Here is a 14,141-nt window from a genome sequence, read left to right as displayed (position 1 = left end):
GCGCTCGCTACCCCGCGTGCAGCATCAGCCCGATCCCCACGACCAGCAGACCCGCCGCCGCGATCCGTGGCACACCGAAGCGCTCCTTGAAGAACAACGCCCCGATGGCCGCGCCCACGATGATCGAGGACTCGCGCAGGGCGGCGATGGGGGCGAGGGCGGCACGGGTCTGGGCCCACAGGACGAGGGCGTACGCGACGACGGACAGGGCTGCGCCGAGGAAGCCGACGAAGACGTACGGCCGTAGCTGCCGGACCGCGTCACCGCGCACACGCGCGTACATGTACGCGGGGACGAAGGCACCCTGAACGGCCATCAGCCAGGCGATGTAGCCGAGCGGGGCGTGCGAGGCACGTACGCCCAGGCCGTCGATCACCGTGTACGCGGCGATGGTCAGACCCGTCGCCAGGGCGGCCCCGATCGCGGCCCAGTCGGGCCGGCTGCCGCGCAGCCCCCACAGGCTGACACCCGTGAGCCCGACGCACGACACGGCGATCCCGGCCGCCGCCCACACGCCGGGCACCTCGTGCGCGAACACCGCCGCCAGCACGGTCACCACCAGCGGTGCGCTGCCGCGCGCGATCGGGTACGTCTGCCCGAAGTCGCCCAGCCGGAACGAGGTCATCAGCAGCGCGTAGTAGGCGATGTGCACGCCCGCGGAGGCGAACAGGTACGGCCAGGCGGGCCCCGCCGGAAACGCCACGAACGGCGCCGCCGCGAGCCCGATGAGCATGCCGCCGCCGGAGATCAGCGTGAACCCGACCAGTTTGTCGGTGATGCGGTGCGCGATGGCGTTCCAGCTGGCGTGGGTGACCGCAGCGAGCAGCACCGCCACGGTGACCAGCGGCGTCACGCGTTCTGCTCGCGAACGTCCACCAGGTCGGCACCGGCGTGAGCGACGAGCGCCTTGGGCTCGACAGGAAAAACCGTGTGCGGCGTCCCGGCCGCCGCCCACACCACGTCGTGCGCGAGCAGCGAGCGGTCGGCGAGGACCCGGGTACGGGTACGGTGCCCGAAGGGCGGTACGCCGCCGATGGCGTACCCCGTGGTCTCGCGTACGACGCCGGCGTCGGCCCGGGTGACCTTCCCGGCCCCCAGCACCTCCCGCACCCGCTCCACGTCCACCCGCGAGGCCCCGTCCATCAGCACCAGCACCGGCACCCCGTCGGCGGCGAAGATCAGCGACTTGCAGATCTGGCTCAGCTCACACCCGATCGCTGCAGCGGCCTCGGCGGCGGTACGGGTGGCCTCCGGGAACCGGCGGGTCCGGGCGAGGAGATCCTCCAGCCCGAGCGCGCGGAGGGCTTCGGCGAACCGGGGGTGGGCTCCGGACTCTTCGGCGTCAGTGGCGGCTGTCGTCGTCATGCCGGGCACGCTAGCGGTCGCTGTACAGCACACGCGACTGAGTTGTCGGATGAGTTGTCGGAGCGAACGACGTTTCCTGGTTGCCGTTGGGCCGCCCGCTTCTTGGCCAGTGTCGTGCTTCCACGAGCCGAGTCAAGGGCGCTACGCGTCGCCTTCGGCGATGCCCCTCCGGGCCACCCTTGACACGCCTCGCTCCAGCACGGGGAAGAAGCGAGCGAGCGGCCAGGGGAGAGTGGCTGGCTTGCCGGGATCGGTCCCCTGGGTGGGCTGTGTACGCGACGTCGGCGGAGGGGGCGCGGCCACGCCTCGCCTGCACGCCGGGTGGGCTTAGCGGCTTGCGGTGAGTGGGTGGGGGCTGCTCTCGGGGTCGGGTCGGTGGGGCAGTTGGGGCGTCACATCCGTCCCTCCCGTCACGCGGGGGTGGTGATTGGCAGCATTGGGCCATGAGTGGTGCATCCGTCCCACCTCTACGGCCGGGAGCATGACCCTCACCTGCGACTCTCCCTCAACCCCTTGGCCCAAATCCACCAATTGCTGCCTGAGGGACCGCCACGACCCCCGACCCGCCACCTTGCCCCCTCCCCCACCGGCCGCAAGTCGCTAAGCCGACCCGGCGTGCTGGCGAGGCGCGACCGCGCCCGTCAGCCGAGGGTGCCCTCGCAGCCGACGGTTGCTCGCGAACCCCGGCCGGGACCCCGCCTTTCCGGGCCGCTCGCTCGCTTCTTCCCCGTGCTGGAGCGGCCCGGGTCAAGGATGGCTCGAAGGGCCATCGCCGAAGGCGACGCGAAGCGCCCTTGAGGCGGGCCGTGGAAGCACGACACTGGCCAAGAAGCGGGCGGCCCCTACGGTCACTTCGCAGCGTGGGTGAGGAAAACGGCCCAGGCGGAGGGGGTCACCTTCAGCTGCCCCGTCTCGGGGGTCTTGGAGTCGCGGATGTGGATGGTGGCGGGGGTGGTGGCGACTTCGACGCAGGAGTCGCTCGAACCGCCGCCCCCGACGGCGAGTCGGGCCGCGGCCTCCTCCTCGTGGCGGCGCCGGCCGACCGCTGGGACGTCGCGCACGGCCCACGCCCGCGCAAGACGGTGTGGGTCGAGGTGACGCTGCCAGGAGGAGTTCAGCCGACCTGAACCCACGTCCACACCGCGAGCCCGGTCGGCACCGGAAAGGCGAGGGCGCCCGTCAGCAGCAGGCGGGTGAGGGGGTTGAGGCGGCGGACGCCGGGGGCGAAGGCCAGTGCCGTCAGGACAGCGGCGGCGCCGACGAGTGTCAGGGCGTACGGGAGCACGAAGGCCCGGACCTCCGGCCAGGACATGCCGTCCGCCAGGCCCCACACGGCCACCATGCCCACCAGGAACGTCAGCCAGCCGAGCGAGCTGAGGGTGAGGATCCAGAGCACGGCGGCCAGCAGGCCCACCGCGGTCTCACCACGGCTGTTCCGCGGCGCCGGCCGCGCGGGGCCGTACAGAGTCGCATACGTCTGAGGGTTCAGGTTCACGAGGACGATCCTGCGCGGAGGGCCGCCGGTGGGGCATGGGCGCGGATACTCAACGCGGGCCCCCGGGTACTCAGGCACAAAAGAAGCCGGTGAGGGCGCCCCGTCCCCACGGATCCCTCACCGGCGGTCTTTCACGAGCGGTACGTCAGGCGCGTACCAGCTCCTTCTCCTCGTCCGGGTCGGCGTTCTTGCCGTCCGCCGAGGACTGCGTGCGCAGGCCCTCGCCCTCGACGTCGACATTGGGCAGGGCGCGGTCCAGCCACTTCGGCAGCCACCAGGCCTTCTTCCCGAGCAGTGCGAGCACCGCCGGGACGATGGCCATGCGGACGATGAACGCGTCGAAGAAGACGGCGACGGCGAGACCGAAGCCGATCATCTTGACCATCGACTCGCTGGAGCCGATGAAGCCGGAGAACACGGCGATCATGATGATCGCGGCGGCCGTGACGACCCGTGCGCCGTGCTTGAAGCCGGTCACGACGGCCTGGGCGGGCTTCTCCCCGTGGACGTACGCCTCCCGCATGCGGGTCACCAGGAAGACTTCGTAGTCCATCGCGAGGCCGAAGACGACACCCACCATGAAGATCGGCATCATCGACATGACGGGACCGGTCTCCTCGACGTTCATCAGGTCCGACAGCCAGCCCCACTGGAAGACCGCGACCACGGCGCCGAGGGCCGCCATCACGCTGAGCAGGAAGCCGAGGGCCGCCTTCAGCGGGACGAGGATCGAGCGGAAGACCACGATCAGGAGGAGGAAGGCCAGGCCGACGACGAGGGCGAGGTAGGGCAGCAGGGCGTCGTTCAGGCGCTGCGAGACGTCGATGTTCATCGCCGTGGAGCCGGTGACCAGCACCTTCGCGTCGGTCGCCGAGGTGATGTCCGCGCCCTTGCCACGGATGGCGTGCACCAGGTCCTCGGTGGTGGTCGAGGACGGCTTGGAGTCCGGGATGACGGTGATCGTCGCTGTGTCGCCCGCCTTGTTGGGCGCGGCCGGGGTGACCGTGACGACGTCCTTCAGGCCCTTGATGTCGTCGCGGACCTTGGTGAAGGCCGCCTTCGGGTGGTCGCTGTCCTTGGCGTCGACCACGACCATCAGCGGGCCGTTGAAGCCCGGTCCGAAGCCGTCGGACAGGAGGTCGTAGGCGCGGCGCTGGGTGGTGGAGACCGGCTGGGAGCCGTCGTCCGGCAGGCCCAGTTCGAGGGAGGCGGCCGGGACCGCCGCCGCGCCGAGGCCGATCACACCGACAAGGAGGACGGCGACCGGGCGCCGTACGACGAAACTCGCCCAGCGGGTGCCCATGTTCGGGCGGGCCTGCTTCTCCGCGCTCTTGGGCCTGCCGCCGCCGAGCAGCTTGCTCTTCTCGCCGGCCGGCTTGATCCTGCGGCCCGCGTAGCCGAGCAGCGCCGGGATCAGGGTGAGGGCGATGAGGACCGCGATGGCGACCGTGCCGGCGGCCGCGACACCCATCTTGGTCAGCATCGGGATGTTGACCACGGACAGACCCACCAGGGCGATGACGACGGTCAGGCCGGCGAAGACCACCGCCGAGCCCGCCGTACCGACGGCCCGTCCGGCCGCCTCCTCGCGCTCGCGGCCCTCGGCCAGTTCGGAGCGGTAGCGGGAGACGATGAAGAGGGCGTAGTCGATGCCGACGGCGAGGCCGATCATCGACGCCAGGGTGGAGGTGGTCGTGCCCAGGTCCAGGGCGTTCGCCAGCGCCGTGATCGTGGAGACGCCGATGCCGACACCGATGATCGCGGTCAGCAGCGGGAATCCGGCGGCGAGCAGCGAGCCGAAGGTGATGACGAGGACGACCGCGGCGACCGCGAGGCCGATGACCTCGCTGGAGCCGGTCTCGGGCGCCGTCTGCAGCGCATCACCGCCGATCTCGACCGTGAGCCCGGCGTCCCGCGCGTGCTGCGCCGCCTCCTTCAGCGCGTCGCGCGAGGAGTCCTCCAGCTCCATGCCGGAGACCTTGTACTTCACCGAGGCGTAGGCGATCGTGCCGTCCTTGCTGACGGCGTGCCCGATGTACGGGTCGGCGACGGAGACGACCTCGGAGCCGCTCTGCAGCTCCTTCACCGTCTTCTTGACGGTCGCCTTGTTGCCGGCGCCCGTCATCTTCTCGCCGTCCGGCGCCTTGAAGACGACCCGTGCGGTCGCGCCGTCGGCGCTCATCCCGGGGAAGCGCTGTTCCAGCAGGTCGAAGGCCTTCTGGGCCTCTGTACCGGGGATCGAGAAGGAGGAGTTGCCGGCGGCCGGCGCGGAGGCGGCGCCCACCCCGGCGAGGGTGAGCAGCGCGACCCATATGAGGGCGACGAAGTGCCGTCGCCTGAAGGCGAGCCGGCCGATTCTGTAGAGAAACGTGGCCACGAGGGCGTACTCCCGGTCAGGTCGTGGGGTTCATCTGGGCAGGGGCGATCAGCCCAACGACGTGAGCGGTGACGTCAGGTGGTGGGCTTGCTGGGGAGAGGGTTCAGCCGGCGGGTTCGGCCGAGGGGCTCGGCCGACGGGTTCAGCCGGCGGTGACGCCGAGGGCGGGGAGGACCACGGCGTCGATGTACGAAATGAGGAAGTCCTGCGTCGGCGGCTTCTCGTCGATCATCGTGCGGGCGGCGAACCCGCCGATCATCATGTGCATCACGAACTCGATCGCCGGGTTGTCCGCACGGACCTCGCCCCGGTCGATGGCCCGCTGCAGCACCTTGCGGAACTGGGCCATCTCCGGCTCGATCAGATGGTCCCGGAACGCCTGCAGGAGTTCCGGGTTGCCATGGATCGCCATGGCCAGACCCCGCATCAGCGCGGAGTTCTGTTCCATCTCGCAGTCGTCCGACCGCATGGTCAGGGTGTGCAGGTCGCCCTTGAGCGACCCGGTGTCGATCTCATCGAGACCGAGGCCGCCCGGCTTGTTGTGCCGCACCGCCTTCGCCACCAGCTCGGCCTTGCCGCCCCACTGGCGGTAGAGCGTCGCCTTGCTGGACCGGGTGCGGGCGGCCACGGCGTCCATGGTGAGGGCGTCGTAGCCGACTTCGCGGAGCAGGTCGAGCACGGCCTCGTACAACTCGGCCTCGCGTTCGGGCGTGATCCGACTGCGACGCCCCGGTGCAAGCACCGGCTCCACTGGAGCGGCTGACGCCGCGCCCTTGGATGCCTCAGCCATGTCCATCACCTTCCCGACGCGGTTGCCCGCTCCGAACGACACGGTTTCGTACGTGACGAATCTATCGCAACGACAAGCGAAACGAAACAGTTTCGTACGTGTGCTGGGTCACGCCTGTCGGTTTTCCATAAGTTGCTGGGCCTGCGCACCCGGAAAAGCATGGGGAGGTGAGCTATCTGCGCCTTCCCCACCTCAACGGCGACCTGCTGTGCTTCGTGGCCGAGGACGACCTGTGGCTGGCCCCCCTCGACTCCCCCGGCCGCGCCTGGCGGCTCACCGTGGACCGCACCAAGACCGGCCCTCCCCGCTTCTCCCCCGACGGCCGCCAGATCGCCTACACGAGCTGGCGCAGCCTCATGCCCGAGATCCATCTCGTCAGTGTCGACGGCGGACCCGCGCGGCAGCTGACCTACTGGGGCAGCATCGACACCCAGGTCTGCGGCTGGACACCGCCCGACGCGGACGGCCACCGCGACATCCTCGCCGTCGCCTCCCACGGCCAGCCCTTCTCCTACTACACCTGGGCCTACAAGGTGCCCACGGACGGCGACCCCGGCCGCAAGCTGCCCTGGGGCCCGGTCTCCGACATCCAGGTCGCCGACATCGACGACGTGCACATGACCCTGCTGCTCACCGGCACCCCGCCGCACGAACCCGCCTCCTGGAAGCGGTACCGGGGCGGCGCCATGGGCCGACTGTGGCTGCACGGCAAGCGGCTGCTGGAGGGGATCGGCGGGCATCTGGCCTCCCCCATGTTCGTCGGCGGCCGGATCGCCTTCCTCTCCGACCACGAGGGCGTCGGCAACCTCTACTCCTGTGCCCACGACGGCTCCGACCTGCGCCGCCACACCGACCACGACGCCTTCTACGCCCGCAACGCCGCCAGCGACGGCACCCGGGTGGTGTACCAGTGCGCGGGCGACCTGTGGCTGGTGGACGACCTCGCCCCGAACGCCGTACCGCACAAGCTCGACATCCGGCTGAGCGGCCCGCGCGCGGGACGCCGCAGGTACCAGGTGCCGGCCGCCCAGCACGTGGACGGCATCTCCGTGGACGAGACCGGGCGGGCCAGCGCCGTCGTCGTGCGCGGCAGCCTGCACTGGCTCACGCACCGGGACGGCCCCGCGCGCACGATCACGGACACGCCCGGCGTGCGGGTCCGGCTGCCGGAGATGCTCGGCTCTACCGGGCAGGTGGCGTACGTGACGGACGCCGAGGGCGAGGACGCCATCGAGATCGCCCACCTCCCCCGCGCCAGCGGCGACCGCGCCCCGCGCCGACTGGCCTCGGGCGAGCTGGGCCGGGTGCTGGAGATGGCGTCCGATCCACTGGGCGAGCGGCTGGCGATCGCGTCGCACGACGGGCGGTTGCTGCTGATCGACGTGGCGGAGGAAGCGGCGGAGGTCGGAGAGGGGGTCGCAGAGGGTGTCGCTGAGGGCTCCGACGACTCCGGTGGCGCTGAAGGCTCGGTGGAATCGGTGGACGGGCAGGTCGCCGAGCTGATTCGGTCCATCAACGGGCCCGTCCGCGACCTCGCCTTCTCCCCGGACGGATCCTGGCTCGCCTGGTCGCAGCCGGGCATCGGCCGCTCGCTGCGGCAGATCAAGCTGGCCCGCATCAAGGACCGGCTCATCGTGGACGTCACCAACGGCCGCTTCGAGGACGAGAACCCCGTCTTCACCCGCGACGGCCGCTACCTCGCCTTCCTCTCCTGGCGCGGCTTCGACCCGGTGTACGACGTCCACACCGGCGACCTGTCCTTCCCGCTGGGCTGCCGCCCGTACCTGGTCCCGCTGTCCTCCGCGACCCCGTCCCCGTTCGCACTGAACCCCGAGGGCCGGCCGGCGGCGGGCGGGCTCGACCCCGTCGAGGACGAGGAGAGCGGCGAGGCCGGCACGGTGACCGTGGAGGTGGAGGGCCTGGAGAACCGGGTGACGCCGTTCCCGGTCATCGCCTCCAAGTACTCGGCGCTGCACCCGGTCGCGGGCGGCGGCCTGGTCTGGCTGCGCTGGCCCATCTCCGGCGCGCTCGGCGAGACCTTCGTCAACCCGGCCGACATCAGCGGACGGCCGACGCTGGAGTACTTCAACATCACCAAGGCGAAGAAGTCCGAACTCGTCGACCATCTCGACTGGTTCGCGGTGAGCGGGGACGGGACCCGGCTCGTGGTGGTCGACGAGGGGGATCTGCGGGCGGTGCCGTCGACCGAGTCCGGCGACAGCGACACGACCGTGTGGATCGACCTGCGCCGCATCCTGCACGACGTCGACCCGGCCGCTGAATGGCGTCAGTCCTACGAGGAGGCCGGCCGTCTCATCCGCTCCTACTTCTGGGACCCGGGCATGAGCGGCATCGACTGGGACGCCGTGCTCGCCCAGTACCGGCCGCTCGTCGAACGGGTCGCCTCCCCCGACGAGTTCGCCGACCTGCTGCGCGAGGTGCTGGGCGAGCTGGGCACGTCGCACGCCTACGTCACCGCCGCCCGGCGCAACGAGGGCCCGCCCCACTACCAGCGCTGGCAGGGCCTGCTCGGCGCCAACTTCGTACGCCGGGACGCGGGCTGGACGGTCAAGCGGATCCTGCCCGGCGACTCGTCCGACTCCAAGGCCCGCTCGCCGCTGGCCGGGACCGGCATCCAGGAGGGCGCCGTCCTGACCCATGTGGACGGCCGCCCGGTCGATCCGGTGGCGGGACCGTATCCGCTGCTCGCGGGCTCGGGCGGTACGACCGTGGAACTGACCTTCGCCCAACCCGTCGCCCACCACCACCCTTCCGAGGAAGGCCCTTCGGGCCCCTCTGATCTGGCGGAGGGCGAAACCGGCGTGCCCCGGCGGGTCGCCGTCGTCCCGCTCGTCGACGAACGGCCGCTGCGCTACCAGGACTGGGTCACCAAGCGCCGTGAGGTCGTACGGGAGTTGAGCGGCGGCAAGTGCGGCTACCTGCACATCCCGGACATGGGCGGCTCCGGCTGGGCCCAGTTCAACCGGGACCTGCGCAAGGAGGTGTCCCGGCCCGCGCTGATCGTGGACGTGCGCGGCAACGCCGGCGGGCACATCAGCGAACTCGTCATCGAGAAGCTCACCCGGACGATCCTGGGCTGGGACCTGACCCGGAACGCGCAACCGGTGTCGTACACCTCGAACGCGCCCCGGGGCCCGGTGGTGGCCCTGGCGGACGAGGCGACCTCCTCCGACGGCGACATGATCACCGCCGCCTTCAAACTCCTGAAACTCGGTCCGGTCGTGGGGCAGCGCACCTGGGGCGGAGTCGTCGGCATGACCGGCCGGCACCGCCTCGGCGACGGCACGGTGATCACGGTCCCGATGAACGCCGCCTGGTTCGACGCCTACGGCTGGTCCGTGGAGAACCACGGTGTGGCCCCCGACCTGGAGATCCTGCGCACCCCGCTGGACTGGGCCGAGGGCCGGCACGCCCAGCTCGACGACGCCGTGCAGCTGGCCGTGGAGCTGCTGGACACCAACCCCGCGGCGGTTCCCCCGGACTACAGCGACGTACCGGACCGGTCGAGGCCGAAGCTGCCGCCCCGGACGACGCCCTAGCGGGAGCCGGCGGGAGCGGGGCCCGGGAACGACGAAGCGGGGTGCCCGGCGATCACCGGGCACCCCGCCTCAGGGGTGAAGTCGAGGGTGACGACTAGGCGTCGTAGTCCTGGTCGAGCCGGTCCCTCATCTCCTGGTCCGTGTCCGGGATGCGGCGCTCGGACTGCTGGCCACGCTGCTGCTGGCCGCGCTGCGGCTGCTGACCGCGCTGCTGCTGGCCGCGCTGCGGCTGACCCGGCTGCGGCTGACCCTGCTGGCCGGCCTTCTCCTTGCCCTGACCGATCTTGCTGGACTTGTCCTTCATACCCATGTGGGTTCACTCCCGTGGTGGGTGTGGGTGGGGGGGAGGCCCCTCGGAGGGGCCTCGACCAGATTCACACGGGTGGACACGGAGCGCACTTCGATCAGTTACGGTGCGTAGCCCTCGCCGCTTCGTCGGCCTCGCCACCTGCGCCGACGAGCCCGGAACTCATCCCCTGCAGACGGGGCGCGAACCGCCGCATCTCGCGCTGGCCGACGGTGCCGATGAGCGCCGGCAGATATCCGCGCACGCCCTGCATGCCGCGCAGCCACCACTGCGCGTACACGTGCGCCGAGCGCCGCTCGATACCGGCGACGATCCGGTCCACCGCCGGGCCCAGCGGGTACGTCTTGTTCGCCGGCCACGGCAGCCGCTGCCTCAACTCCCGCATGACGTCGTCCTGGTCGGCCCCGCGCACCATGTCGGTGTCGGTCCAGGACAGGTAGCCGACACCGACGCGCACGCCCTGGTGGCCGACCTCGGCGCGCAGACTGTGCGCGTACGCCTCCACGCCCGACTTGGAGGCGCAGTAAGCCGTCATCATCGGCGCCGGGGTCATCGCGGCGAGCGAGGCGATCTGCAGCAGGTAGCCGCGGCTCTCGGTGAGCACCGGCAGGAAGGCCCGGGCCGTCACCGCCGAACCGATCAGGTTCACCTCGATCACGCGCCGCCAGGCCTGCGGATCGGAGTCGGCGAAGGGCCCGCCGGTCGCCACACCGGCGTTGGCCACGACGATGTCGACCTTGCCGAACCGCTCCTTGACCTCCTGCGCCACCCGGCTCATAGCCTCGTGGTCGGTGACGTCGGCGTACCAGTGCGCACTGTCGCTGTGCAGCCGCTCGGAGACCTCCTTGAGCGCCTCCTCCTCCAGTCCGACGAGCGCCACCTTGGCACCGCGCGCGGACAGCTTGCGCGCGAGCAACTCGCCGACGCCGCGCGCCGCTCCCGTGACGACGGCGACCTGCCCTTCGAGGCTGACCCTGCTCATGCGCCCTCCTTGGTGTACGTGTAGGTGCTGACGAGTGCCCGGATCTTTCCGGTCATCAACTCCGGGGCCTCGATCGGGGTCATGTGACCGACGCCGGTGAGTTCGGTGAGGCCGATGCACCGGGGCAGCGCGGCCACCAGCGCGCGAGCGTGCACGGGGGGCGTCAGCCGGTCGGATGCGCCGTGCACCACCTCGGTGGGCACGTGCAACTCCCGTACGCCGTGGTCGAGGTCGAGCGCCGCGAGCACGGCGGCCCAGGCGTGGCGCACGGCGCGCGGGCAGGCGTGCACGATCCGCGCGCACGCCTCCACCATGTGCGGGGCGGAACCGGCGCCCATGGTGGCGTACTTGAGGATGCGCTTCGCGACGGGCGTGACCGGGCCGAGAGGAGCGCGCGAACCGAGAATGTGCCCGGTGATCCAGGTACGCACGCGCCCGGCGCGCAGCGGCACCACCCGCGACTCCGCGACCAGCCGCGAGCTGCCGGTGCTGCACAGCAGGACGGCGGCGGCGTGTTCGCGGAAACGGGGGCGCGCGGAGGCGGCCATGACCGTCATCCCGCCCATGGAGTGCCCCACGATCACGGCCTTCTCACCGGGCGCGAGCGTCTCGGCGAGCACCGCTTCCAGATCGTCCGCCAGGGCGTCGGTGGTGCACGCGGGGCTCGCAGGACTGCGCCCGTGCCCCCGCTGGTCGTACGCGATCACCCGGTGGTCGGCCGCCAACTCCCGTATCTGCGCCGCCCAGAACGCGGTCGAGCAGGTCCAGCCGTGGGAGAGGACGACAGGGGGCGCGTCCTTTGGCCCGTGGACCTCGACGTGCAGGCGTGCGCCGTCGGCGGAGACCACGGTGAGGGTGCGGGCGGGGGCGGGCGGGGCGTAGGGGCCGGAGGCCACGGAGGTGAGACGGCTCATGCGGCGGCCTCGCTCTCCTGCTGGACAGCCGTGTCCGCTTCGGCGGGCTTGGCGTCGGCCTTCCGGATCACCTCGTACTCCGCCAGGTCCACCCGCCGGGTCGCGCGCCGGAACTCGGTCGTCGTACCGGGCCAGATGGTGGTGTTGCGGCCGCTCGCGTCGAGGTACCAGCTGGTGCAGCCGCCGGTGTTCCACACGGTCCGCTTCATGCGCTCCTGGACCTTGTGGTTCCAGCCGTCGACGGCGGCGGGCCGGGCGTCGAGGGCGGTGCGGCCACCGAGGACGTCGAGCTGGCGCAGGTAGTCGGCCATGTAGTTCAGCTGGGACTCGATCATGAGGATCATGGAGGAGTTCCCGAGCCCGGTGTTGGGCCCGATGATCGTCATCCAGTTCGGGAACCCGGTGGCCGAGGCGCCGCGCAGCGCCTGCATGCCGCTCTTCCAGGACTCCACGAGCGTGCCGCCCGCCGCGCCGACCACGCGCTCGGCGATGGGCATGTCCGTGACGTGGAAGCCCGTACCGAAGATGATCACGTCGACCTCGGCCTCGGTGCCGTCGGCGGCGATCACGGTCGACCCGCGGATCTCGGTGAGCCCGCTCGCGACGACGTCCACATTCGGCCGGGCGAGGGCCGGGTAGTACTCGCTGGACAGCAGGATCCGCTTGCAGCCGATGCGGTAGTCCGGGGTGAGCCTGGCGCGCAGGGCCGGGTCCTTGATGGCGCGGGCCATGTTGCGCTTGGCGAGCTGTTCGACCAGGCCGAGTTCGTCGGGATGCTTGGTGAACGCCTGCACCTGCAGCTCCCGGAGCCCCCACAGCAGTCCGCGCCGCAGCTGGGTGGTGAAGGGCAGAGCCCGGTGCAGCCGGCGCTCGGCGCCGCTGATGGCGCGGTCCACGCGGGGCATCACCCAGGGCGGGGTGCGCTGGAAGAGGGTGAGCCGGCCCACCTGCGGCTGGATGGCGGGCACGATCTGGATGGCGGAGGCGCCGGTGCCGACCATGGCAACGCGCTTGCCGCGCAGGTCGTAGTCGTGGTCCCAGCGGGCCGAGTGGAACACCTTGCCGGGGAAGGAGTCGAGCCCCGGGATCTGCGGGATCTTCGGGTCGGACAGCGGCCCGGTGGCGGAGACGACGACGTCGGCGGTCAGCGTCCCCCGGGTCGTCTCGATCTCCCAGCACAGCCGCTCGCCGTCCCAGGTCATCAGCTTGACCTCGGAGTCGAAGCGGATGTGCGGGCGCAGCCCGAAGACGTCGGTGACGTGTTCCAGGTAGGCGCGGATGTGCCGCTGCCCGGAGAAGGTGCGCGGCCAGTCCGGGTTGGGCGCGAAGGAGAAGGAGTACAGGTGGGAGGGGACGTCGCAGGCGCACCCGGGGTAGTTGTTGTCCCGCCAGGTGCCGCCGACGCTGTCGGCCCGCTCCAGGACGACGAAGTCGGTGATCCCCTCGCGGCGCAGCCGCACCGCGGCTCCCAGTCCGCCGAACCCGGACCCGATCACCGCCACTCGTACATGCTCGTGCTCGGCCATCCCGAAGCCTCCACGCATCGCCTTGGACTCTGCCAGTGAACACTGGCGCAATGGGACTGTAGAGCAGCTCCGTACCGAGCGGTAGGGGCAGGCGAGGGAAAGTTACCGGCGGTACAACATAGGCTTCGGACGTGGCAGACGACGGCGAACGCAAGGACGAGCAGGGCAGCGGCAAGGTCGGCGCACCGCGCGAGTACCGCATGGAGGAGCTGGCCCGCCTGGCCGGCATCACCGTGCGCACGCTGCGCTTCTACCGCGAGCGCAAGCTGATCCCGCCACCGCGCCGCGAGGGTCGTATCGCCTGGTACGACGACCACCACCTGGCCCGCCTGCGCACGATCTCGGCGCTGCTGGAGCGCGGTCACACCCTCAACGGCATCGCGGAACTCGCCGAAGCCCTCGACCAGGGCCGCGATGTCGCCGACCTGCTCGGCGTCGGCACCCCCACCGAGGAGGAGCCGGTCCACCTCACCCCCGAGGAACTCGCCGCCCGCTTCGAGGGCGAGGTCACCCCCGAGAACCTCGCCGCCGCCATGGAGCTGGGCTATCTCGGCACCGACGGCGACGAGATCGTCCACATCAGCCGGCGCCTGCTGGACGTCTCCTCGGCCCTGGTCCGCGAGGGCATACCCCTCGCCGAGGTCCTGGCGGCCGGCAAGCGCGTGCGCGAACACGCCGACGCCCTCGCCGAACTCTTCCGCGACCTGATCCTGCGCCACGCCCCCGAGGAGGACCTGCACCGCCTGCGCCCGCTCGCCCGGAGCGTCGTGGAGGCGGAACTGTCCCTGGCGCTGGACCGGCGGCTCAGCAAGCGGGACTGAGCCG

Annotated in this window: 12 protein-coding genes; 2 read left to right on the top strand and 10 right to left on the bottom strand. The window is 71.2% G+C overall.

Going from position 1 to position 14,141, the window contains the following annotated elements; genetic code table 11:
* Positions 1–7 precede the first annotated feature (7 nt).
* From ACFY3C_RS34795 to ACFY3C_RS34770, 6 genes are all read right to left on the bottom strand, one after another.
* Positions 8–853: an EamA family transporter gene (locus ACFY3C_RS34795; RefSeq protein WP_386573295.1), complete on the bottom strand. Its 846-nt coding sequence runs from the start codon at positions 851–853 to the stop codon at positions 8–10.
* Positions 850–1,365, bottom strand: a complete 516-nt coding sequence (locus tag ACFY3C_RS34790) for a YbaK/EbsC family protein (RefSeq protein ID WP_386573296.1) — start codon at positions 1,363–1,365, stop codon at positions 850–852. Before ACFY3C_RS34790 ends, ACFY3C_RS34795 begins: the two co-directional genes overlap by 4 nt.
* Positions 1,366–2,213: 848 nt before the next feature.
* Positions 2,214–2,426, bottom strand: coding sequence for a DUF397 domain-containing protein (locus ACFY3C_RS34785; protein WP_390773633.1), 213 nt, complete (start codon positions 2,424–2,426; stop codon positions 2,214–2,216).
* Positions 2,427–2,479: 53 nt separating this feature from the next.
* Positions 2,480–2,860: a hypothetical protein gene (locus tag ACFY3C_RS34780; protein ID WP_390773632.1), complete on the bottom strand. Its 381-nt coding sequence runs from the start codon at positions 2,858–2,860 to the stop codon at positions 2,480–2,482.
* A gap of 145 nt (positions 2,861–3,005) precedes the next feature.
* Positions 3,006–5,237, bottom strand: a complete 2,232-nt coding sequence (locus ACFY3C_RS34775; protein ID WP_390773631.1) for an MMPL family transporter — start codon at positions 5,235–5,237, stop codon at positions 3,006–3,008.
* Positions 5,238–5,379: 142 nt separating this feature from the next.
* Positions 5,380–6,027, bottom strand: a complete 648-nt coding sequence (locus ACFY3C_RS34770) for a TetR/AcrR family transcriptional regulator (RefSeq protein WP_390773630.1) — start codon at positions 6,025–6,027, stop codon at positions 5,380–5,382.
* Between the two features lie 167 nt (positions 6,028–6,194).
* On the opposite strand from ACFY3C_RS34770, the gene ACFY3C_RS34765 reads away from it, so the two are divergent.
* Positions 6,195–9,587, top strand: a complete 3,393-nt coding sequence (locus ACFY3C_RS34765) for a S41 family peptidase (RefSeq protein WP_390773629.1) — start codon at positions 6,195–6,197, stop codon at positions 9,585–9,587.
* Between the two features lie 94 nt (positions 9,588–9,681).
* On the opposite strand, the gene ACFY3C_RS34760 is transcribed toward ACFY3C_RS34765, so the two are convergent.
* From ACFY3C_RS34760 to ACFY3C_RS34745, 4 genes are all read right to left on the bottom strand, one after another.
* The gene (locus ACFY3C_RS34760) at positions 9,682–9,897 is read right to left on the bottom strand and encodes a hypothetical protein (protein WP_386573305.1); all 216 of its coding nucleotides are present in this window, start codon (positions 9,895–9,897) and stop codon (positions 9,682–9,684) included.
* Between the two features lie 94 nt (positions 9,898–9,991).
* On the bottom strand, positions 9,992–10,876 hold the full coding sequence (locus tag ACFY3C_RS34755; protein ID WP_386573307.1) for an SDR family oxidoreductase: 885 nt from the start codon (positions 10,874–10,876) through the stop codon (positions 9,992–9,994).
* Positions 10,873–11,790, bottom strand: coding sequence for an alpha/beta fold hydrolase (locus ACFY3C_RS34750; protein WP_386573308.1), 918 nt, complete (start codon positions 11,788–11,790; stop codon positions 10,873–10,875). Before ACFY3C_RS34750 ends, ACFY3C_RS34755 begins: the two co-directional genes overlap by 4 nt.
* Positions 11,787–13,316: a flavin-containing monooxygenase gene (locus tag ACFY3C_RS34745; RefSeq protein ID WP_390773628.1), complete on the bottom strand. Its 1,530-nt coding sequence runs from the start codon at positions 13,314–13,316 to the stop codon at positions 11,787–11,789. The genes ACFY3C_RS34750 and ACFY3C_RS34745 overlap by 4 nt, the downstream gene beginning before the upstream one ends.
* Before the next feature lie 200 nt (positions 13,317–13,516).
* Here ACFY3C_RS34745 and ACFY3C_RS34740 point away from each other — a divergent pair, with 200 nt between their 5' ends.
* Complete coding sequence (locus ACFY3C_RS34740; protein WP_386573858.1) at positions 13,517–14,137, top strand: MerR family transcriptional regulator; 621 nt, start codon at positions 13,517–13,519, stop codon at positions 14,135–14,137.
* Positions 14,138–14,141: the final 4 nt, after the last annotated feature.

Source organism: Streptomyces sp. NPDC001410 (assembly GCF_042895235.1).
In the GTDB taxonomy this organism is placed as follows: Bacteria; Actinomycetota; Actinomycetes; order Streptomycetales; family Streptomycetaceae; genus Streptomyces.
This window is presented reverse-complemented; position numbering and strand designations above follow the sequence as displayed.